Below are 21,632 nucleotides of genomic sequence, written 5' to 3'. Positions count from 1 at the left end.
CCCTCCAAAGCGGGAGGCTCTACATGGACTTTGCAGGAAAGACGGTCATCGTCATCGGCGGGACCAGCGGTATCAATCGGGGCATCGCCGAGGCCTTCGCGGCCTCGGGCGCCAAACTGGCCGTGGCCAGCCGCTCGCAGGAGAAGGTGGACGACACCATCGCCGCGCTGAAGGCAGCCGGCGCGGCCGAGACCATCGGCGCGGCCTTCGACGTGCGTGATGCCGAGGCGGTCGCCGCGGGGCTGGAACAGTTCCACGCGGCGCTCGGTGATTTCGACGTGCTGGTTTCGGGGGCGGCGGGCAACTTCCCGGCGCTGATGGCGGAGATGTCGGTCAACGCCTTCCGCACCGTGGTCGAGATCGACCTGATGGGTACTGTACATGTGCTGAAAGGCGCCTATCCCTATCTGAAACGGCCCGGCGGCAACATCATCAACATTTCGGCCCCGCAATCTTACCTGCCCTACGAGGGCCAGGCCCATGTCTGCGCGGCCAAGGCGGGTGTCGATCAGATCACCCGCACCCTGTCGATGGAATGGGGCGTGGAAGGCATCCGGGTGAACTCGGTGGTGCCGGGTTTCATCGAGGGCACCGAGGGCGCCAAGCGTCTGGCCCCCACCCCCGACGCGGGCGAGCAGCTGCGCCGAGACGTGCCGCTGGGCCGCTGGGGCACGCCTCAGGACGTGGCCAACGCCTGTCTGTTCCTGGCCTCGGACATGGCCAGCTATGTCAGCGGTACGGTTCTGGCCGTGGACGGGGCGCTGTATCAGCGCGGCTCGGGTCAGTTCGGCCAGATGATGGGGCAGATGCTGCGCAGCATGAAAAAGGGGTGATCCGCGTCCGACAGGCTTGGCCGGCCTTGCCGAACACAGGCAGGGCCGTGGCCGCTTGGCAAACCGCCGCTACTGCAACTGCAGGATATCCGGGATGCAGAGCTTTCTTTGTGCCGGCATCTGGTCTGCACCATCCGACCGCTTCAGCCTTTTCGGACCATCCTTGACTTTGACCTTGGGCTCAGCGAGCGCTCCCCTCAGTGTCACTGGCCACGGGCTGCGCGCAAGTGGCTCGCCAATCTTTCTTGGCTGGATGTTCAGGTCCAACACCTTGTCCGTCAGGTCGACAGCGCCAAAGACAACGACCTGAACATGATCTGTTTCCAGCGTCGTCTGTTTCGTCTCGATTTTTCCGTTGGAAATGCTGATCGGCGCGCGCAGGCACACGATTGGCGCCACTTTCTGTTTTTCCTTGGTAAATACCCAGGGAAGAATACCCAGCCCGGCCAGATCCAGAAGCTGGGTTTCGATCGAACCGTCACGCATGGAAACCGTGGCATTGCCACTCATGGTGCCGACGAATTGCTTGACGGTTTCCGTGCCCCCCGTAACCGAGAAATCTGCGTACACCGTACCGCTGGCGCCTTTCTTGAAGTTCAGGTTTTGCAGAAGGTCATCCAACTGCCATCCGCCCGCCTTTCCGGTCAGGGTCAGCAGATGTGCCTCATTCGAAAGATCCATTTGCCCGCTGACGTCGAAATGACCACCTCCGTATTCAAACTTCAGAGGTCCGGCCCGTAGCTCGTTTTCGTCCAGAGTCAGTTCGCTCTGCAGGCTGCTGATGCCCTTTGCACCCTCAATGTGACGCAGGTCTATGTCGACATCTACATTCACACCCGACAGCAAAATGGCCCGCCCGATGGGTTTGAGGGTCACATCCCTCAACGGACCTGTGTCACCGTCGCCTTGCTCGGCATCTTCCTGCTCCGGCGGTGAACCACCTATCTTGCGCAGTTGGGCGGCCGCCTGAACGATGGTCCGGATTTGATCGATTTTTATCAGATCGCTCTCGATCGACCCCTGCAGCACGGGATCGCTTGTTGCGTCATCAAGATCCGCCGCGATTTTCAAGACCGACTCGGAAACCTCGACATTGGCGTTGGCATTCCAATCGGTGCCTTCACTTACCAGGTCGATTTCAAGATGGGCCCGACCGGTGTCCACCGGCTCCAGCGACAAGGCCTTCAGAAGATCTGCGCCCGACGGAACATCCACGTCGATTGCCAGATCCAGATTCTCGAACTTGAGGACATTTTCTACGGATCCGTGCACCTCCAGGCTCCAGACCTCGGTTTCGCTTGTCTGACCATCCAGATTGGTCAAAGCAAGCTGTTCGATGTTTCCGTTCAAATGAAAGTCTCCCGAAAACCTGCCCAGCTGGTCATCGGGGCCCAGCAGTTCGGGCGAGATCAGACTGCTTGCCGGAATATCAATCAAACCTTCGGCGGATACGCCCTGCAACTGCAACGCATCCTCGACCGAACCGGTCAGAATGATAAACGGATCGGCGGGGTTTCCGATCCTCAAATTGATGTTGCCCACGCTCAGGGCACCTTCGGGCGTTCTGGCAAGCTCGGAGAATTTGATCGGCGGCGGGCCCTCACCAGAGGTGTCCAGCGTGAAACCGTTCGTCTTGATGACCATCTGCCGTTGCGGGACCTGGCCCGGGACACTGTCGATGACCATATCCACAGCGATAAGCTTGAGGTCATACCGCGAGGCAGCCGGAGCCGGCTCGGCATCCTCAGGATACAGGCGAATGCGGGTCGTCAGAGAAACATCTTCCGGATTGCCCAATTCCCCGATTTGTCCGGTGACGGAAAGGCTTTGGCCACCATCCAGCTCGGCCAGAACAGACAGGTCATCAACCCGTGCGACGCCGTCTGCCAGCTTGAATGTTGCACCTACATTGCCCGAACCCTCCAACACGCGGTTGAGTTTCAGGACATCGAGCAATTGACCCAATTGATCGACCTCGAGGGTCGTCTTGACCTGAAGGCCGGTCTCCACAGGAATCTGTTGGGCTTCGACCGAAATCTGATCAAAGCTCAATGCTACTTGGAACGGGTCCTGGGGCGGGAACGTGCCCTTCAGGTCAAAACTCTGACCGTTGAGCGACCCCGCTCCGACCGCCGAGGCAACATCGGTTTCGGCATCGCGCTGCAAAACCAGTTCTGGAAGCTGCAAGTCCAGTCCAATGCCGTTCAGGTCGTTTTGATAAAGTACAGTGACATCCTTCAGGTCGATCGTGCGATCCGTCAGAATTCCGGCCAAAGGCTGGGTCGGACGTTCCGAAGCCTTGTCGGTTTCGGCCCCGGTGCGCGAAAAGGACTGCCAGTTGGTCACGCCTTCTTCGTCTGTGATCAGGTTCAGATGAACTCCCGACACTGAAAGATTGCTCACCGACAGCTTGCTGTTCCACAGGTCCCGTGCAGATACTTCGAATTCGATCTGATCGATCGCCGCCAGATCCGCCTCGGCTTTGGGCGTAGCGGGCAGAACCATTCCAGCTGCTGAAACCTGCAACTGACGGCCAAGGCCCAAACGCACCTCATCCTCAATCAAGACCTGCTGGCCCAGCTTCCTTGAGATCAGGTTCTCAACGAAACTGGTCCGCACCGACGAGAACAAAGCGGACGACAGAAATAGCCAAGCCGCGGCAAAAACCACAAGCGCGACCGCGCAACAGATCAAGACACCTTTGACAATTATTCGCACGTTATCCCTCAGTGTCCCGATTCAGCATGTGATTACCCTAGAGCAATTATCCATCATGTTAATGGAATACATGTTTCGCACGCCTTCTCTGGCCACGAAATCGCCATTGCCCTGGCCAACTCACCCTTTGGATTCACACAATCATCCAATTACTGCTATACGTGAATTCTTTTGCGAATGAGGGCATGATGAATTCACTGACCAGAATAACGCGTGGGATAGGCGTCGCTTTCAAGGACGGCAGAGTGAAAGGCATACTCGCCTTCACCGTCGGAATGATCCTTTGGGCGTCAGTGTTCTACCATTTTGTCGAGGGGTGGAGCTGGTTGGACTCCGTCTATTTTTCCGTAGTGACGATCTCGACCGTGGGTTTTGGCGACTTTTCTCCTGAAACCGCTGCGGGCAAGATCTTTACGATGGCGTACATAATCGTGGGTCTGGGTATCTTCGTCACCGCCGCCACGACCGTGGCCGACACGATCCTATCCCAGGAGGATGAGACTCCGAAAAAATAGGCTCTGGCAAGGTGAGCAACAGCGTGCTTTGCACCTCAGGATCCGCTTGCAAATTGGGGGCTGAGTCAACCACCGCACTGCCGGGCATCCCCTAAAAGCTCAAAAAATATATATATTTGTTTTTTTGAGTATAACATACAAAAACACATACCAGGGGGATGGAATGGAAAAGACTCAGGACGCAAAGATTGTCGACCTCGCGATAAGGTTGCTGTTTCTCGGGCTGTTTCTCTACAGCGCCTTGGTCATGGTCGCCCCGCTTGCAAGCGTGGTCATCTGGGCCACAATTCTTTGCGTTGCGCTTTATCCGGCCTTCGATTGGCTTCAGTCCAAGCTGGGAGGACGGAAGAAGCTGGCAACGACGATCCTGGTTTTGCTGGGTCTGGTTCTCACACTGGGGCCGGTCGCAACGGCGGTATCTGGGGCCGCGGAACTGGGGTCCGAGTTTGCCGAGCAAGCTGACAAGGGCGAGTTGAAGATACCGCCGGCGCCGGAAGGCCTGAAGGATCTGCCTCTGGTCGGCGCCAAGCTTGCCGATGCCTGGGGCATGTTCGAACGGAACCTGGATGGTGCGCTTGCAAAATACGGCGCGCAAATCCTCGAGATCACCAAATCGCTCTTTGGCAAAGTTCTGGGGATCGGAATCGGGCTTCTCGGCCTTGCCCTGTCGGTGTTGATCATGGGCGCCCTGTTCAGCCCCGGACCGGATCTGGTGCAGGGCCTTCAGCGCTTTGCCAACCGCGTATTTGCGCCACGCGGCGGCGAATTCGTCACTCTGGCAGGGGCCACGATCCGGAACGTGACCAAGGGTGTAATCGGCGTTGCCGCTATTCAGGCCGTTGTTGTCTGGGTCTTGTTGGCGCTGTTCGGGATATCCTCGGCCGCGACGCTGGCGTTCATCTGCCTGATCCTCTCGATCATCCAGATCGGCCCCGGCCTCGTTCTTCTGCCGCTGGTCATCTATGCATGGAGTTCCATGTCCGGCGGAGCGGCGCTGATCTTCACCGTTCTGGCCATTCCCGTCAGCATAATGGACAGCTTCCTGCGGCCGGTTTTCATCTCAAAAGGCCTGGAGACACCGATGCTCGTGATCCTCATCGGGGTTCTGGGCGGGATGATGGCCTATGGCCTGATCGGAATCTTCATGGGCCCGGTCTTGTTCGCCGTCTTCTACGAGTTGTTCAAGGTCTGGATCGACGCTTCACCAGCGACGGATGACACCGCCGAGGGAGCCGCAAAATGAGGAAGACGATCTGGACGACACTGGCCGTCATTCTCATCTTCCTCACCTGGTATCTGGTTGCTGATCGAAAGACACCGTTCACCGGGAATGCGCGGGTAAAAGCCGTGGCGACCCAAATCGTTCCGCAGGTCACGGGAACCGTGATCGAAGTATTGGTGGAAAACGGACAGATCGTTTCGGCCGGCGATATGCTGGTTCGGATCGACCCGAGACCCTACGAGATTGATCGCGACAGAGCCCAGGCCGACCTTGAGGCGGCCACTCAGGAGGTCGGCGCATCCTCGGCCGAGGTAAGTGCGGCGCAAGCCAAGTTGGCCCGCGCGCAGAGCGATCTGGATACGATGCGCATTCAGACGGAACGAGTCTTCGCGCTCGAGAAGAAAGGGCTGATTTCCATCTCGAAAGCCGACGATGCCCGAGGCCAGCTGGCCGAGTCCGAGGCGAACTATGAAAACGCCAAAGCGGATCTGGAGAAGGCCAAGCAAAGGCTTGGGGACGAAGGGAATGAGAATCCCAAAATCCAACGTGCCTTGGCGGCTTTGGCGGATGCAGAGCTCAATCTGGAATGGACCGAACTGCGCGCGCCGGCTACCGGTGTCATATCCAACTTGTTGATTGCGCCCGGCACATACGCCCGGTCCGGCCAGGATCTGCTGACCTTTCTTGATGCGACGGACGTGTGGATCGAGGCGTATTTCACCGAGAACAATCTGGGGCGCGCCACCGTCGGGTCTCCGGTGGATGTCGTGCTGGATATGCACCCCGGTCAGATCATCCCGGGCAAAATCGAAAGCTTCAGCGCTGCCGTCTCGCTGAGTGGCGGCGACACTCCCGGACAATTGGCAAGCCCGCCGAGCACCAAAGGCTTTCTGCGTGAACCTGAACGGTTTCCCGTGCGCATCATACTGCCGGGCTACGAGGCCGGAAGCGCGGAGGACGATCTCAGGTTTCAGTTGAACGGTCAGGCGGATGTCATCATGTACCTCAGCGACAACGGGATACTGAACGCGGTCGGTCGGACATACATTCGTTTGGTTTCGATCTTTTCTTATGCGTACTGAGGACAGAAACGCCGTTTACAGACTTGCACTGGGTGTGACCGCCGTCTTTTCCTTGGGGCTTTTCCTTGGGTGGCCATTGGCGGTTGTTGGCGCGGTTTTCACTGCGCTCTTCCTTCAGGCACCTACCGCGTTACCGCTGGCCGCGTTTGCGAAACTGTTCATCTTCTCGATTGCGTTGATGTTCGTTTCTTTCCTGCTCTCATCGGTTTTCGCGCCCTATCCGGTCGTATTTCTCATACTGGTGGCGATCGGGATAATCCTGTCCTTCATATGGTCCGTGTCTGGTGCCGGTGTCCTGCCGGGCGTCATCGCCCTGATGGGGGCGCTGATGATCCCCAACCTTGTTCTGCAATCTCAGGATCTGGCGCTGGTGCTTGTATTCTGGATCCCGCTGAATCTGTTGTTTGCCGGTTTCGTATCGACGCTGACGTTCACGCTGATTCCGGCCGCCCCCCAGAACGCCACGCAGGCCAAAGCCGCATCCGTCGCTGACTTTGACAAGCATCGGCGTATCGTCAGAATGTCGCTTGTCACGGTTCCTTTCGCCCTGGCATTTTTTGTGTCTGGTGCGTCTGCCCTGTTGGTTCTGTTCTTTGTGGCCCTTCTCAGCCAGCAACTCGCTGCGATGCCTGCTGCCGGCAAAGCCGTGGCCAAGGCGATGCTGACGGCAAACCTGCTCGGAGCAGCTGCGTCCATCATCTGCTACGAAGTCAACGTCATCGCGCCGGTCATTCTCACGCCGATCCTGCTGTGCTTTTTCGCATGCGTGACACTGGGCGCGCTCGGCAAATCCCAGATACCGCTTGCCGCCGCCGCCGGATCGGCCCTGACGACGGTCCTGATTGTCTACGGCGGGTCGATTTCACCGTTTTCGGATGAGGCCGATGTCAAAAGCATCACTCGCGTTCTGCAAGTCGCCAGCGCGGCCCTTTTCGTCATCATAGCCTACGTGGTCGTGGATGAGTTCTGGCCGGAAAAGAAACGCGAAAACCCGGTGAATGCTTGACGCAGCCGCCAACTTTGGCGCCCGCGGTAAATTGGAACGACGTCAAAGCTGCAGGGGCGGCCCCAGAAACTCGATCTGCCATTTCTCGGAGAATGCATTCAGCACGTCCCGGTCGGGAACTCCGTCTGCCATGATGTCTCCCAGCCCGTTGAAGACGGCGACCGTGTCGAAGGATGGCAGTATCATGACCAGTTGCCGCGCCGGCCCGTCGGAAAGGTTGCAAAACGCATGCGCGGCGCCCCCGGGGATCGTTACGACGTCCCCTGTCTCTGCAACAAAGCGCTTTCCATCGCACTCATAGAGATACTGCCCGTCCAAAACGCGAAAGATCTCAGTTTGTGGGTGACGGTGCAGGGGCGGGCCAAACCCCGGTTCATTTATTGTCTCTATGACCGAGATATTCTCGTCGGTGGTGTCGTGCGGTATCCGGACAAACAACTGCAGTCCAATCGCCGGGACGTGGATGGGAGGGTCGGTCAACTTCGAATGCCAGAAATTATAAGGCATCAATGATCCTTCCTTACCCGCGAAAACAGTTCCGCTTCATGATGACATCTGTCCATCAAGTGAAACAAGCCCGCCGGCGGACCCGCATGACCGTGAACTCCAAGCAGATTTCACGGAACAGATGCCGGATACGCGGACGATCCAAAGGTTGCACACGCTTCCGGATCACGGGGGCCCAGGGCGAGCGGCGCTGAATGACCGCTCGTCTGGAATTCTGCAAAAGCCCTGCCGACTGCCGGCCCTCCGCGTCAGTTCGTGGTCTCAAGCCCCTCGGGTTTGCCTACAACCACGAAATGCAGCCCGTCCGGGTCCAGCAGCTCGGCCGCGACGCGGTTCACGTCGTCCAGCGTCACCGCGTTCACCTTGTCGTTTCGGGTCGCGATGTAGTCGATCGGTAGATCTTCCATCTGCATGCCCACCATGATGCCCGCGATCTGGGCATTGCCGTCAAAGCGTAACGGATAGGCGCCGGTCAGATAGGTCTTGGCATCGTCCAGCTCTTTCTGGGTTACGCCTTCGGTCGCGGCGCGCCGCCATTCGTCGCGAATTACCTCGATAGCCTGCCCGATCCGGTCATTGGCCGAGGATACCGACCCCAGATAGACCGAGGCCAGATCCTTGGGCACCAGATAGGTCCCGACGCCATAGGTCAGGCCGCGTTTTTCGCGGACTTCCTGCATCAGGCGGCTTTCAAAGCCGCCGCCGCCGAGGATGTGGTTCAGGATGTAGGCCGCAAAGAAATCCGGATCGTCGCGGTCGATGCCCTTCTGGCCGAACAGCGCCACCGATTGCGGCGTGTCGAACTCGACCACCGTGACGCCACCGGGGATCGTTACCTCGGCATTCCCGGGAATCGGTTTGCCCGTTTCGGGCAGGTCCGACAACAAATTGTCCAGCAACGCGCCCAACTCTTCGGGTGTAATGTCGCCCACTGCGCCCACATACAGACGGTCCTTGGCGAAGACGCCTTTGTATGCGTCGATGATGTCGTCACGGGTCAGGGCCGATACGCTGTCGATCGAGCCTTTGCCGTTGGATCCATACGGATGATCGCCATAGGCCATTTTGGCGAATGTCTCACCCGCGATGTCATTGGGGTCGGTCTGTTCCGAGCGCAGCCCGGACAGGACCTGCGCCCGAACCCGGTCGATCGCGTCCTGATCAAAGCGCGGTTGCTGGATGGTGGTGCGCAGCAGCTCAACGGCGTCGTCCCGGTTTTCAGTCAGGAACTGGGCCGAGATCGCAACACTGTCATCCGTGGCCCTGTATCCGATCGACGCGGCCAGAGATTCCAGCGCCCGCGCATAGGTGCGGGAATCCATGTCGCCCGCGCCTTCTTCGAGAAGGCCGCTCATCAGATAGACCGCGCCGCGTTTGTCGGGATCGTCCAGTGACGTTCCCCCACGGAACCGCAGTTCCAGCGCAGTGAACGGGATCGAGTGATCCTCGACCAGCCAGGCCCGGATGCCGCCGGGCGAGGTGACCTCCTGAATCTTGATCTCGGCCCAGGCAGGCAGCGCGATCAGCAGGGCGATCAAGGGGGCAAGGAAACGGATCATTGGGTCACCTCGTCATCACGCATCAGCCAGCCGGTGACAGACGCTTCGGGCTGAAGCACCTCGCGCGCGGCGGCGATGATTTCTTCGCCGGTGACGGCCTGCAGGATGTCGGGCCAGGCCTGCACGTCCTCGACCGTCAGGCCGCTGGTCAGCGCCCGACCATAGCGGTTGCCTATTCCATCGACATTGTCTCGGGCATAGACCTGTGCGGCGCGCAGCTGCATCTTGATCCGGTCCAGATCCTCCGGGTTGACGCCTTCGGCGATGAAATCGGCCACCGCTTGATCCATCGCATCCTCGGCCTCTTGCAGCGACACGCCTTCAGCCGGAACAACGATCAGGTCAAAGGTCGTGTCATCCAGCGACACCCCACGATAAAACGCCCCGGCATAAACAGCCAACTGCTGCTCAAGCTGCAGTTTCTCGTTCAGGTAGGATGTGGTGCTGCCGCCCAGCAGCTCGGCCAGCAGGAACAACGCCGCAGCCTTCTTCTGCGCACCGGCATCACGCTCGGGCGCGAGGTAGCTGCGCTGAACATATGGTTGCGACACCCGCGCATCCTTGAAGGTCAGACGCCGCTCGGCGGTCTGCGGCGGTTCCTGCGATCGGACCCGTTCAGGCAGGTCCGGGTTGGCGGGGATCACGCCATAATAGGTGTCGGCCAAGGCTTTGACCTCAGCCGGATCCACATCGCCGGTCACCACCAGGATCGCATTGTTGGGCGCGTAATAGGTCTGGTAGAAGGACAGCGCGTCCTCCATGTCCAATGTCTCCATCTCGTGCTTCCAGCCGATCACCGGAACCCCGTAGCGGTGGTTGAGATACTGCGCCGCGCTCATCTGTTCGCCGAACAGGGCACGGGGGTTGTTCTCGGTACGCTGGTTGCGCTCTTCCAGAATCACGTCGCGCTCGGTGGCGATGTCGCTCTCGGTCAGCCGGATGTTGCGCATCCGGTCGGCCTCCATCTTCATCATCAACTCCAGCCGGTCGGCCGCGACGCGCTGGAAATAGGCCGTGTAGTCATACGAGGTGAAGGCGTTGTCGTTGCCCCCATTGGCCGCAACGGTCGCCGAAAGCTCGCCCGCCGCCATTGTATCGGTGGCCTTGAACAGAAGATGCTCGAGGAAATGCGCCACACCTGACGACCCGATCGGCTCGTCCGCCGATCCGGCCCGATACCAGACCATGTGCTGAACCACGGGCGCGCGGTGATCTTCCACCACGACGACATCCATGCCGTTGTCCAGGGTAAATGTGGTGACGGCCTCGTGCCCGGTTTCGGCCAAAACCGGGGTTGCGGTCATCAAAGCGGCGCAAAACGCCAAGGCCCGAGCCATGGGGCATCCTCCGTTTCGTTACGGTGTTCAAACTACGGTGACGCCGAACGGGTTCAAGAGCGATGACGGAAAGTTAAGAATTATTCATCCGGCGGCGACGAGGGTGTTTCCACGCCCTGTCTGCGCAAAGCTTCGGTCTGCACCTGGGGATCGATGGAATTGCGCTTGTAGACCTGCGAATAGCGGTCCACCTTGAACAGGCGCAACCGCGTCCAACGGCTTTGACGCTTGCGGAAATCCGCATCTTCCTGCGCCAGAACCTGGCGGGTGTTGGGGGAAACGCCATAGCGGCTGGAAGCCGTCACCAGCGCCCCGTCAGACGACGGAATACCGGTGCCGGGGTTCAGCGCCCCGGGATTGCCACCCAAGGCAGCCACGGCGTCTGCATTCGGGTTCGGGTCGGTCAGGTTCGCGCCACCCGGCGTCGGCGCGGGCAGGAAGGCATAATCTTTGGGCTGGGTCAGCGGCTTGACCGGCATGACCGAAAACTCGTCCGGCCCGGGCCCTGGCGCTTCGAGATGGCGCAGGCCGATATCGGAACATCCTGCGACCGCAGCAGCAAGTGTCAGAGCAATAATGGCGCGCGGCATCCGCATCTTGGTCTCCAGCCTGTTTCAGGCGCTTTTATCGCATAACATCCGGCGCGTCACGAGGGCTTTTTGCCTTCGAACAGCACCAACCCGAGGGCACCCGCGAAAATGAACACGTCGGCGAGGTTGAAGACGAACGGGTTGTTGATGCCACAGCAGGACATGTTCAGGAAATCCAGAACGTATCCATACAACACCCGGTCAACCACGTTCCCCAACGCTCCGCCGATCAGCAATCCGCCGAAAACCAGCATCCGCCTTGATGCGGCCGTGCGCCAGAGCCAGACGAAAACGCCGATGCTGATGGCCAGCGAAATAGCGATGAGAAACCAGCGCGCGGCTTCGGAATTGCCCTGAAACAGGCCAAAATTGATGCCGCGGTTCTCGCCGTACCGAAAGGTCAGCAGCGGCGGCAGCACGTCGATGCCACCGGGCCGGTCGGCCACGCGCAACACGTGGACGACCAAGTATTTGCTGAGCTGGTCGATCACGAATGCGGCCAGCCCGGCCCAGAGCAGAACCCGGCCCCGCATCAGTGACGGAAGTGCCGCATGCCGGTGAACACCATGGCCAGACCGGCTTCGTCGGCGGCGGCGATCACCTCGTCATCGCGCATCGACCCACCCGGCTGGATCACGCAGGTCGCGCCTGCGGCGGCGGCCTCCATCAGCCCGTCGGGGAAGGGAAAGAACGCGTCCGAGGCTACGGCCGAGCCGATGGTCAGCGGTTCGGGCAGGCCCAGACTTTCAGCCATACGCTCGGCCTTCTTGGCGGCGATCAGGGCGGAATCCACCCGGCTCATCTGACCGGCGCCGACGCCCACCGTGGCCTCGTTCTTGACGTAGACGATGGCGTTCGACTTGACGTGCTTGGCCACTTTCCAGGCAAACAGCAGATCGCGCATCTGCTCGGGCGTGGGGGCCAGCTTGGTAACGACCTTCAGGTCATCCATCTCGATATGCCCGTTGTCCTTGTCCTGCACCAGCAGCCCGCCGGCCACCTGGCGGACGGTCTTGCCGCCGGCGCGCACGTCGGGCAGCGCTTCGGTGGTCAGCAGGCGCAGGTTCTTTTTGGCGGCAAAGATCGCCTTGGCCTCGTCGGTGGCGCCGGGGGCGATCACGACCTCGGTGAAGATGCCGGTGATTTCGCGCGCGGTTTCCGCGTCCAGCGGCCGGTTCAGCGCCACGATCCCGCCAAAGGCCGAGGTCCGGTCGCAGTCGAATGCCGCCTTGTATGCCTCGAGCAGCGTCGCGCCCGTCGCAACGCCGCAGGGGTTCGCGTGCTTGATGATGGCGCAGGCGGCGCTGTCACGCGGGTCGAATTCGGCCACCAGTTCAAAGGCGGCGTCGGTGTCGTTGATGTTGTTGTAGCTCAGCTCTTTACCCTGATGCTGCACGGCGGTGGCGACACCGGGGCGGCCCGTGCCATCGACATAGAACGCCGCCTGCTGGTGGCTGTTCTCGCCATAGCGCAGGGGCTGTTTCAGTTCACCGGCGAACATGCGGCGCTTGGGGGTGTCGATCTGCAGCGCGTCGGCCAGCCAGCTGGAGACGGCCGCGTCATAGGCTCCGGTGCGAGCATAGGCCTTCTGCGCCAGCCACTGGCGGAAGCCCAGCGACGTCTTGCCGTAGTTTTCCTCGAGCTGATCCAGCAGGGCCGAGTAATCCTCGACATCCACCACCACGTTGACGAACGCATGGTTCTTGGCCGCGGCGCGGATCATCGCGGGGCCGCCGATGTCGATGTTTTCGATGCATTCGTCATAGCCCGCGCCCTTGGCCACCGTTTCCTCGAACGGGTAGAGGTTGACCACCAGCAGGTCGATCGGGCCGATGCCATGCTCCTGCATCGCCGCCACATGGGCATCATTGTCGCGCAGCGCCAGCAGGCCACCATGCACCATCGGGTGCAGCGTCTTGACCCGGCCATCCATCATCTCGGGGAACCCAGTGACCTCGCTGACATCCTTGACCGCAAGCCCCGCATCACGCAGCGCCTTGGCGGTGCCGCCGGTCGACAGCAGCTCGACCCCGCGGTCGGCCAGGGCCTTGCCCAGATCGATCAATCCGGTCTTGTCGGAAACGGAAAGCAACGCGCGGCGCACGGGGTGAAGGTCGGTCATGGGTCCAAAGATCCTTTTGGCTCAGTCGAAATCGGGCTCGTCCCGGTGCACGTCGCGCACGGCATAGGCTGTATCCTGCGCCTTGCTCAGCGTCCACCGGATGCGCGTCGCATACTCGATTGCGCGGCCGGATAGAACGATCTGTTTTGTCGCGCGGGGCTTCAGGCGGCCTTTTTCCAGGTAAACGCTTGGCTCAAGCGACAATTTTCCGGCGCCGTCATGGCGAAAAACCCAGATCTCGCCGCTTTTGAGCGCCATCGACACCGCAGACCCCCCCAGATCCAGCGCTGCGTCCACGTCCGGATGCAGGTGAAACCGGATGTCAAAACCGATCCCTGACAGCTTGGATGCGTCAACCGCCCGGTCGAACTGGCGTTTTGCCTTGTCGGTGGCCGTCAGAAGGATGTCTTCACCTGTTACCTCGCGCCCGTCAAAGCGCAGCTCGATCGTACGGGCATGGGTAAGTCCGAACACCTTGGCGTACCCATCATGGCCCGCCATCACGCGCGCGCCTTCGAACGAATCCTCGAACTCCACCGGTACCTCGCTCGGGGCGTCCACCATTGCTTCGTTCGCGGTTCGCTTGGTCGGAGCAGCCAACCGGGCGCTGGAGTATCCATCCAGGCAAAGGGTCGAGTGCGAAGGCGTGGCCCGCCCTGCCCGGCGCCACTCCAACCCGAAGCTTTCGCCCGAACCGCAGTTGACGATCAATGGCCGCCGCCCCGAGGTCAGCTCGAAAGCCAGTGTCGAGGCGTGCGCCATGTACGAGGCCGCCCCTTTGGCCGGGGGTGCTGCGTCGATGATCACCGTGGTGCGGGCGGCGGCCAGACGGGCATAGCCCATGGTCAGGCCTTTGGCGGGTTTGGGCTTGACCCCGCTTTGGGCCAGCGCCTGTTCCAACCGGCCCTCTATGCCGCGGCCACCGCCGTGAAACCGGGCCAGCCCGCCGTCGGCATGACGCAGGCTGCGCAGGGTCGGGGCAATCCGTTTGATTGCTGTCGTCTGAGCGGCGGGCGTGCCGCGCCCGACTTCGCTGAGCGCAGCGGATGTCCAGGCCAGCAGGGTAAAGACCTCAAGCAATTCTTCCGGATTCCGCGTGGGAATGCCACCTTGGGCGTCGATCTGGGCCTCACATTCCCGCGCCAGGGCCCGAACGGCCGGGTCCGAGATGTCTTCCATCCCCTCCAGTGCCAAACCGGCCTGAACCAAACCTGCCAAGGCCTCGAACCGCGGCAGACCCGGTGTCGCGGCGTGCCAGCGTTTGAACAGGAACCAGGTCTGCTGTGACAGAGACCGAAAAAACAGCCGGCTATGGGCCTCGTCCATACCGCGCAGCAGGAACAGCGCGTGATTGATCCAGCGGATCAGGCGGCGTCCGGTCAGGTCTGGGGCCCAGCCCGGACCCTGCCCCTTGCCGTGGGTCTCGATCCAGCCCCAGACCCAGCGTTGCGCCTTTTCCCGTGCCGCGGCATCACCCACCGCGGCCAGATCGTCCAGCCAGGCAAATCCATGCCGTTCATCGTCGAATGCGGCGTTGGGGGCCACGACCTCCCATAAGCCCGTGTCCGGAGCTTCGACCAGATAACCCGCAAACAAAAGATTTCCCGCCACCAGTTGCCGCCCGCGCGCAAATGAACCAACGGTGCGCGGCTCGGGCTGACCGACAAAGCCGCTGACGGGCTTGCGGCGCTGGCTGAGGCGCGCGTAGAGACGGTTCTGAAACCGCACCCATCGGTTGGCCATGGTGTCCGAATTCGACATGACGTGTGTTGCTCTGCCCCTGCCGCTCTGCTGGCGTTTGAACCAACGATAGCCGGGCCGGTTCGTCAAGTCATCGAAAAGCGACCGGTCAGGCCGATTTGTTCAGGCAGGCGATGTAGAACCCATCCATGCCGCCCAGATCGGGCCAATAATCGGGACGCAGGCGCAGCCCGCCTTCCTCGGTCAGCCAGTCGGGCTGAACGCCGGGTACCTGTAGCGCGGCGCGGTCCACCTGCATGTCGGGATGGTGCGGCAAAGCCTCTTCGATCTGCACCTCGCCCTCGTCGGGCAACAGCGAACAGGTGCAATAGACCAGCCGTCCGCCGGGTTTCAGCAAGGTCCAGGCATGGGCCAGCATCCGGCCCTGCAACGCGATCAGGCCGCCGAATTCGGAGCCGTCTTTGGCAAAGGGCAGATCCGGGTGACGCCGGATGGTGCCGGTCGCCGAACAGGGCGCGTCCAGCAGGATCGCATCGTACTGGCCCTGATGCTCCAGCGCGTCGCCGGCGACCACGTGGGCCGACAACCCGGTCCGTTCGAGATTTTCCCGCGCCCGCGCCAGCCGGCCTTCGGAAATGTCCAGCGCGGTGACCTCGGCCCCCGCCGCTGCCAGTTGCAGCGTCTTGCCGCCGGGCGCGGCGCACATGTCCAGAACCCGCTCGCCGGGCCGGGGCGCCAGAATCCGCGCCGGCAGGGCGGCGGCGGCATCCTGCACCCACCAGTCTCCGCTGGCATAGCCCGGCAGGGCCGAGACCTGACCCGCGTCAGTAACCCGCACCGAGCCGGTCGGCAGTTCGGTCCCCATGGGGATCGTTGCGCCGGGCTTTGGCGTCAGGTCCAGCGGCGCGCCGGCGAAATGGGCCTGCTCCATGCCCTTGACCGCATCCGTGCCCCAGGCCGCGATCAGCGGCTCGCGCAGCCAGTCCGGCAGGCGCGGCACCCGCATCTTCGGCCAGGCCTCGGGGCCTTCGGCGGCGATCTTACGCAGAACCGCGTTGACCAGCCCCTTGAGCCGCCCGTGCTTGCGCGAGCGGCCGATGATCTCGACCATGGCGTTCACGACGCCATGCGCAGCCTCGCCCTGGCACAGTTCGACCGTTCCCAGACGCAGCGCGTTCTGAACGGTCAGCGCCGGTGTGAGCCGCAGATGTCCCTCCAGCAGGCGGTCGGCGCGTTCAAGCCCGCGCAAGGTCTCCAGCGTCAAGCGCTGCGCCCGCGCGCGGTCTTCGGGGGCTAGGCGATCCAGCGCCCCGGCCGCCAGGCATTCGGACAACAGGCGCCCCTCGCCCAAGATCTGATCCAGCAGATAGATGGCGCTGCGCCGCGCCGCCGTCGGGGTGTTGGTCATGAAACCGCCTTTGCAAGGTTTTCGCCCGCATTGCCATCAGCGGACGAGGGCGTATATCAAGGCCATGCACGGAAAGGAACCCGATGTCATGAGCGACGACCGCACAGACCTGCCGCCCGCCGCCCAGCGCGCCTTGGCCGAGGCCGAAGAGCGCCGGCGCAAGGCCGAAGCCGAGGCCAAACCCCTGCCCAAGGAACTGGGTGGACGCGACGGCCCCGATCCCGCGCGCTATGGCGATTGGGAGAAGAAGGGCATCGCGATCGATTTCTGACCGCTCAGACCGCCGCGCGCAGGGCCTGCAGAAAATCACCGATCAGGGCCTGCTGCTTTTTCGACTGCGCCCGGTCCCGCGGCCAGGTCAGCCAGTATCCGTCGCGGGTTTTCAAATCGGGACGCCCCAGCCGGATCAGGCGGCCAGAAGCCAGATCCGCCGAGGCCAAGGCGACCGACCCCAAAGCGACCCCCAGCCCCTGCCGCGCCGCGCCCAGGGCGTGTTCCATCGAATCAAAGCTCAGACCGGCGCGTGGCAGGTCTGTGTCGCCCGTCTTCTGCATCCAGTCCTGCCAGCCGGGCCGTTCGCCGCGCAGCTCGATCACCGGCGCGCCCCAGCTGACGCCCGGCGCCGCCATCGGAGTCAGAACCTCGGGCGCGATCAGGTCGGCGGCGCGCCCCGGCCAGTTGCCGCGCCCATAGCGGAGCTGAAGCCAGGTCCGCTCGCCCTCCAGCGAGGACCGCCGCGCCACCGAATCCGTGGTCACCTGCACCTCCGGTCGCAGGGCGCGAAATGCCCCCAGGCTGGGCAGCACCAGCGCCTGGATATGCGAGGACAGCCCAGCCACCCGCAACGCGCGCGGGGCGGTGCCGAACAGATCCTCGGTGTTGCGTTCCAACGCGCGCAGGCTGTCCTGCACCAGCGGCAGATAGCTTTCGCCTTCGACCGTCAGCGACACGCCGCGCGCCTCGCGCACGAACAGGGACCGACCCAGCCAGGATTCCAGATTGGCGATGCGCTGGCTGACTGCCGCCTGGGTCAGGCCGAACTCGCGCGCCGCAGCCGAAAATCCGCCCAGCCGCCCGGCCGCCTCGAACACGCGCAGCCAGTCCAGCGGGGGCAGGCCCACCTTTTTCTTACTCATTAGATTTTCCAATCCTCAGAGGAAACAAGCCTTAATTGTCGTAATGCCATATCCCGCGTATCTCCTCAATCAAAGCCCGCGCTGAACAGGAGAGCCCCATGCTGCGCCACGCCACCCATGACCCGGCGGTCGTTTCGGTTGAATTCGAAGACGGCACCCGCGCCCGTTTCCACGCCATCTGGCTGCGCGACAATGCGCTGGACCCGCAGACGCGCGACCCCGGCAACGGCCAGCGCCTGATCACGATCGGCGACATTCCGGCAGAGATCGCGATACAGGCGGCCGAGGTGGCGGACGGTGACCTGCAGGTGATCTTCGCCCCCGAGGACAAGACCGTCACCTTCCCCGCAAACTGGCTGGCCGCGCATGTCTATGATCGGGACCAGACCCGCCCGATGGGCTGGCTGTCGCCCGGCATCACCACCTGGGACGGCGGGTTCGCGGCCCCGGCCGGCGACTGGACGCAGGTGCATGAAAGCCCCGCCGCCAAGCGCGACTGGCTGGCGGCGGTCGCCGAATACGGCTTTGCCAAGCTGACCGACGGCCCGACCGAGCCCGGTTCGCTGCTGAAGGTCGCCGATCTGTTCGGCTATGTGCGCGAGACCAACTATGGCCCTTATTTCGAGGTGCGGACCGAGGTGAACCCGACCAACCTGGCCTATACCGGCCTTGGCCTGCAGGCGCATACCGACAATCCCTATCGCGACCCGGTGCCCACGCTGCAGATCCTCTATTGCTTGGAAAACAGCGCCGAGGGCGGGGAGTCGATCGTGGTCGACGGTTTTCGCGCGGCTCAGCGCCTGCGCGACGAAACCCCCGAAGGCTTTGCCCTGCTGGCCGGCTATCCCGCGCGGTTCGAATACCGCGGTTCAGACGGGGTCTGCCTGCGCGCGCGCCGCCCGATGATCGAACTGTCGCCCGATGGCGAATTGATCGGCATCCGCTTCAACAACCGGTCCTCGGCCCCGTTCGTGGATGTGCCCTTCGACCGGATGGAAGCCTATTACGCCGCCTACCGTCGTTTGGGCGAGATCATCGACGACCCGGCCATGGGCGTGGCGTTCAAGCTGGAACCGGGCGAGAGCTTCATCGTCGACAACACCCGTGTCCTGCATGCGCGGCTGGGCTATTCGGGTGCCGGGTCGCGCTGGCTGCAGGGATGCTATGCCGACAAGGACGGGCTGCTGTCGACCCTGGCCGCGATGCGGATGGCGCAACCGGAGGCGGCGGAATGAACCCCGATTTCCAGACCCTGACCCGCGACAACATCGTGGCCTTCATCGCCGATATCTTCGACCGGCGTGGGGGCGAGGAATATCTGGGCGAGCCGGTGACCATGGCCCAGCACATGCTGCAGGGCGCCACCATCGCCGAGCAGAACGGCATGCCCGAAGAGATCATCGTGGGCGCTCTGCTGCACGATATCGGGCATTTCACCTCGGAATTCGGCACCTACCACCCCGACGACACCGAAGACCGCCATCACGAGGATGCCGGCGCCGAGGTGCTGGAGCGGTTCTTTCCCTCGGTCATCACCGATTGCTGCCGCTATCACGTCGCGGCCAAGCGGTACCTGTGTGCAACCAGGCCCGAGTATTTCAACCGCCTGTCGGCGGCCTCGGCCCATACGCTGGAACTGCAGGGCGGCCCGATGAGTGCCAAGGAAGTCGCTGCATTCGAGGCCAACCCGAACCTGAAGGAAATCATCCAGGTCCGGTATCTGGACGAGGCCGGCAAACGGCCCGACATGGACACCCCCGGATTCGACCATTTCGCGCCGATGGTTCAGCGCATGGTCGACCGGCATCTGGGCGAGGGTTAGAGCCCCAGCACATCCAACATGTCATATTGGCCGGGGGCCTTGCCCTGCCCCCACAGCGCCGCTTTCAGCGCGCCTCGGGCAAAGATCGCCCGGTCAGTGGCCACGTGGCGCAGCACGATCCGCTCGCCCGGCGCGGCGAACAGCACGTCATGTTCGCCGACAATGTCACCACCGCGGACGGCGTGGAAGCCAATATGGCCCCTCTGCCGGGCGCCGGTGATCCCGTCGCGGCCCCGGTCGGAGACATCGGCAAGGTTCACGCCCCGCCCCTCGGCCGCGGCCTCGCCCAGCATCAGTGCCGTCCCCGAGGGCGCATCGACCTTGTGATGGTGATGGGCCTCGATCACCTCGATGTCGAAATCCTCGTCCAGCGCGGCGGCGACCTTTTTGGTAAGTTGCACCAGCAGGTTCACGCCTAGGCTCATGTTTCCCGCCCGCACGATCACCGCATGACGCGCGGCGGGTTCCAGCGCGGCGATCTGTTCGTCGCTCATGCCGGTGGTGCCGATCACATGCACGCAGCGCGCCTGCGCCGCCAGCGCGGCGAACTCCAGCGTCGCCTCGGGCGCGGTGAAGTCGATCACCGCCTGGGCCTGGGCAAAAGCCTCGAGCGGATCGTCGGTGACGGTCACGCCCAGCGGCTGGCCGCCCATCGCGGTGCCCACGTCCTCGCCGATCCAGTCATGGCCCGTGCGCTCGACCGCACCGACCAGCCGCGCCTGTTCGCTGTCGGTGATGGTCTTGATCAGCATCTGCCCCATCCGGCCCGAAGCCCCGGTCACGACGATTCCCGGAATATGCGTCATTGCGCTGGTCCTTCTTCTGAAATTCGGCTCAAAGCCTCCTACCCGGTTCGGGGCCGCTTGGCAAAGCCCCGCTTTGCGCTTAGATCGGGGACATGGCTAAGAACAAATTCCACGACGGCCCCGGCCCCTCGCAACGGCAGCTTCGCGTCGGCGAACTGATCCGCCGCACCCTGTCCGAGGTGCTGGCGCGCGGCGACGTGCACGACCCCGACCTGAACCGCCTGTCGATCACCGTGGGCGAAGTGCGCACCTCGCCCGACCTCAAGATCGCCACCGCCTACGTGCTGCCGCTGGGCGGCAAGGGGCAGGACACCGTGATCGAGCTGCTGGCCCGCAACAAGGGCGAGCTGCGCCGCATGGTCGGCAAGAAGGTCGGCCTGAAATTCGCCCCCGACCTGCGCTTCCGGCTGGACGAAACGTTCGACCGCATGGACGACACACGCCGGATGTTCGAACAGGACGCCGTGCGCCGGGACCTGGACGAGTGATCCGCGGGACCGCCGCTTTGATCGCATTGCTCTGGGCCGGACAGGCCGGTGCGGTGACCTGCGAGCGCGTGGCACACGAAGACCGGCGCTATACCGTGTGCGAGGTCGACGCCACCACCGAGGACCTGCGCCTGTTCCTGTATGACGAAGCGGGCCAAGTGCTGGGCCACTTCTCGTCGGTGAACGAGGAACTGGCCGATGCGGGCCAACGCCTGAGCTTTGCGATGAATGCCGGCATGTATCACGAGGACCGCTCGCCCGTGGGCCACTATGTCGAAGACGGGCAGGAACTCATGCGCGTGATTCCCAACGCCGGACCCGGCAATTTCGGCCTGCTGCCCAACGGGGTGTTCTGCATCCGCGAAGGCCGTGCCGACGTGTTCGAGACGCTGGACTATCTAGATCGCAAGCCCGACTGCCGCTTTGCCACCCAATCCGGCCCGATGCTGGTGATCGACGGCGAATTGCATCCGCGGTTTCTTGAGGATTCGACCTCGAGCTATGTGCGCAACGGGGTGGGCACCAGCGTCGATGGCAGCCGCGCGGTGTTCGTGATCTCCGAAGATTACGTCACCTTCCATGAATTCGGCCGCCTGTTCCGCGACGTGCTGAAAACGCCCAACGCGCTGTTTTTCGACGGCAACATCTCGCGAATGTATGACCGGGCGGCGAACCGGTCCGACGTGGGTTTCTCGCTGGGGCCGATCGTCGGCGTGGTCGAGGACATCCCGGCAAATTGACAGCGCCGGACCGATCCGCTAGGTCGCGCGCCTTAGCAGA

21 protein-coding genes and 1 pseudogene are annotated in these 21,632 nt (G+C 62.5%); 10 read left to right on the top strand and 12 right to left on the bottom strand.

Translation table 11 applies throughout. The features are described 5' to 3' along the window. The first annotated feature begins 23 nt into the window (after positions 1-23). Positions 24-833: an SDR family oxidoreductase gene (locus ACR3EL_RS01505; protein ID WP_170419938.1), complete on the top strand. Its 810-nt coding sequence runs from the start codon at positions 24-26 to the stop codon at positions 831-833. Positions 834-902: 69 nt separating this feature from the next. Here the strand turns inward: ACR3EL_RS01505 and ACR3EL_RS01500 are convergent, their stop codons facing one another. Continuing rightward, positions 903-3,551, bottom strand: coding sequence for an AsmA family protein (locus tag ACR3EL_RS01500; protein ID WP_480720150.1), 2,649 nt, complete (start codon positions 3,549-3,551; stop codon positions 903-905). 245 nt (positions 3,552-3,796) lie between these two features. Here ACR3EL_RS01500 and ACR3EL_RS01495 point away from each other — a divergent pair, with 245 nt between their 5' ends. From ACR3EL_RS01495 to ACR3EL_RS01480, 4 genes are all read left to right on the top strand, one after another. Further along, on the top strand, positions 3,797-4,066 hold the full coding sequence (locus ACR3EL_RS01495) for a potassium channel family protein (protein WP_315901678.1): 270 nt from the start codon (positions 3,797-3,799) through the stop codon (positions 4,064-4,066). 163 nt (positions 4,067-4,229) lie between these two features. Next, positions 4,230-5,309, top strand: a complete 1,080-nt coding sequence (locus ACR3EL_RS01490; RefSeq protein WP_170341131.1) for an AI-2E family transporter — start codon at positions 4,230-4,232, stop codon at positions 5,307-5,309. Further along, positions 5,306-6,370, top strand: coding sequence for an HlyD family secretion protein (locus tag ACR3EL_RS01485; protein ID WP_170369118.1), 1,065 nt, complete (start codon positions 5,306-5,308; stop codon positions 6,368-6,370). Before ACR3EL_RS01490 ends, ACR3EL_RS01485 begins: the two co-directional genes overlap by 4 nt. Further along, positions 6,360-7,376: a DUF2955 domain-containing protein gene (locus tag ACR3EL_RS01480; protein ID WP_170369117.1), complete on the top strand. Its 1,017-nt coding sequence runs from the start codon at positions 6,360-6,362 to the stop codon at positions 7,374-7,376. The genes ACR3EL_RS01485 and ACR3EL_RS01480 overlap by 11 nt, the downstream gene beginning before the upstream one ends. 42 nt (positions 7,377-7,418) lie before the next feature. Here the strand turns inward: ACR3EL_RS01480 and ACR3EL_RS01475 are convergent, their stop codons facing one another. From ACR3EL_RS01475 to ACR3EL_RS01435, 9 genes and pseudogenes are all read right to left on the bottom strand, one after another. Next, entirely contained in the window at positions 7,419-7,562 is a 144-nt protein-coding gene (locus ACR3EL_RS01475) for a hypothetical protein (RefSeq protein WP_480722468.1), read from the bottom strand. Positions 7,563-7,574: 12 nt separating this feature from the next. Next, positions 7,575-7,883 (bottom strand): annotated as a pseudogene (locus tag ACR3EL_RS01470) (cupin domain-containing protein); the annotation flags it as partial. A gap of 248 nt (positions 7,884-8,131) precedes the next feature. Beyond that, complete coding sequence (locus ACR3EL_RS01465) at positions 8,132-9,442, bottom strand: M16 family metallopeptidase (RefSeq protein WP_480720147.1); 1,311 nt, start codon at positions 9,440-9,442, stop codon at positions 8,132-8,134. Continuing rightward, positions 9,439-10,779, bottom strand: a complete 1,341-nt coding sequence (locus ACR3EL_RS01460) for a M16 family metallopeptidase (RefSeq protein WP_170341121.1) — start codon at positions 10,777-10,779, stop codon at positions 9,439-9,441. The genes ACR3EL_RS01465 and ACR3EL_RS01460 overlap by 4 nt, the downstream gene beginning before the upstream one ends. An 80-nt stretch (positions 10,780-10,859) precedes the next feature. Then, on the bottom strand, positions 10,860-11,375 hold the full coding sequence (locus ACR3EL_RS01455) for a DUF3035 domain-containing protein (protein ID WP_170341119.1): 516 nt from the start codon (positions 11,373-11,375) through the stop codon (positions 10,860-10,862). A 50-nt stretch (positions 11,376-11,425) separates the two neighbouring features. Then, positions 11,426-11,902: a signal peptidase II gene (gene lspA, locus ACR3EL_RS01450; protein ID WP_480720143.1), complete on the bottom strand. Its 477-nt coding sequence runs from the start codon at positions 11,900-11,902 to the stop codon at positions 11,426-11,428. Further along, the gene (gene purH / locus ACR3EL_RS01445) at positions 11,902-13,491 is read right to left on the bottom strand and encodes a bifunctional phosphoribosylaminoimidazolecarboxamide formyltransferase/IMP cyclohydrolase (protein ID WP_170341114.1); all 1,590 of its coding nucleotides are present in this window, start codon (positions 13,489-13,491) and stop codon (positions 11,902-11,904) included. Before purH ends, lspA begins: the two co-directional genes overlap by 1 nt. A gap of 21 nt (positions 13,492-13,512) precedes the next feature. Then, positions 13,513-15,252, bottom strand: coding sequence for a heparinase II/III family protein (locus tag ACR3EL_RS01440; protein ID WP_480720141.1), 1,740 nt, complete (start codon positions 15,250-15,252; stop codon positions 13,513-13,515). Between the two features lie 88 nt (positions 15,253-15,340). Then, complete coding sequence (locus ACR3EL_RS01435) at positions 15,341-16,600, bottom strand: RsmB/NOP family class I SAM-dependent RNA methyltransferase (protein WP_170341110.1); 1,260 nt, start codon at positions 16,598-16,600, stop codon at positions 15,341-15,343. 88 nt (positions 16,601-16,688) lie between these two features. On the opposite strand from ACR3EL_RS01435, the gene ACR3EL_RS01430 reads away from it, so the two are divergent. Further along, a complete protein-coding gene (locus tag ACR3EL_RS01430; RefSeq protein ID WP_093964397.1) occupies positions 16,689-16,871 on the top strand; it encodes a DUF1674 domain-containing protein in 183 nt (60 codons plus the stop codon). A gap of 4 nt (positions 16,872-16,875) precedes the next feature. Here the strand turns inward: ACR3EL_RS01430 and ACR3EL_RS01425 are convergent, their stop codons facing one another. Continuing rightward, entirely contained in the window at positions 16,876-17,736 is an 861-nt protein-coding gene (locus ACR3EL_RS01425) for a LysR family transcriptional regulator (RefSeq protein WP_170341108.1), read from the bottom strand. A 98-nt stretch (positions 17,737-17,834) separates the two neighbouring features. On the opposite strand from ACR3EL_RS01425, the gene tmpA reads away from it, so the two are divergent. After that, a complete protein-coding gene (tmpA, locus tag ACR3EL_RS01420; protein WP_170341107.1) occupies positions 17,835-18,971 on the top strand; it encodes a 2-trimethylaminoethylphosphonate dioxygenase in 1,137 nt (378 codons plus the stop codon). After that, complete coding sequence (gene tmpB, locus ACR3EL_RS01415) at positions 18,968-19,558, top strand: (R)-1-hydroxy-2-trimethylaminoethylphosphonate oxygenase (RefSeq protein WP_170341105.1); 591 nt, start codon at positions 18,968-18,970, stop codon at positions 19,556-19,558. Before tmpA ends, tmpB begins: the two co-directional genes overlap by 4 nt. Here the strand turns inward: tmpB and dapB are convergent. Further along, entirely contained in the window at positions 19,555-20,364 is an 810-nt protein-coding gene (dapB, locus tag ACR3EL_RS01410; protein ID WP_480720138.1) for a 4-hydroxy-tetrahydrodipicolinate reductase, read from the bottom strand. The genes tmpB and dapB overlap by 4 nt on opposite strands. 92 nt (positions 20,365-20,456) lie before the next feature. Here dapB and rbfA point away from each other — a divergent pair, with 92 nt between their 5' ends. Beyond that, positions 20,457-20,852 carry a 30S ribosome-binding factor RbfA gene (rbfA, locus tag ACR3EL_RS01405; protein WP_093964142.1) on the top strand — a complete coding sequence of 132 codons (396 nt, stop codon included), beginning with the start codon at positions 20,457-20,459 and terminating at the stop codon, positions 20,850-20,852. Further along, positions 20,849-21,592 carry a phosphodiester glycosidase family protein gene (locus tag ACR3EL_RS01400; protein ID WP_480720136.1) on the top strand — a complete coding sequence of 248 codons (744 nt, stop codon included), beginning with the start codon at positions 20,849-20,851 and terminating at the stop codon, positions 21,590-21,592. The genes rbfA and ACR3EL_RS01400 overlap by 4 nt, the downstream gene beginning before the upstream one ends. Positions 21,593-21,632 lie beyond the last annotated feature (40 nt).

The organism is Ruegeria sp. BJ3 (assembly GCF_056535665.1).
Note: the sequence above shows the minus strand (reverse complement) of the source record. Positions and strands in the feature narration are given on the sequence as shown.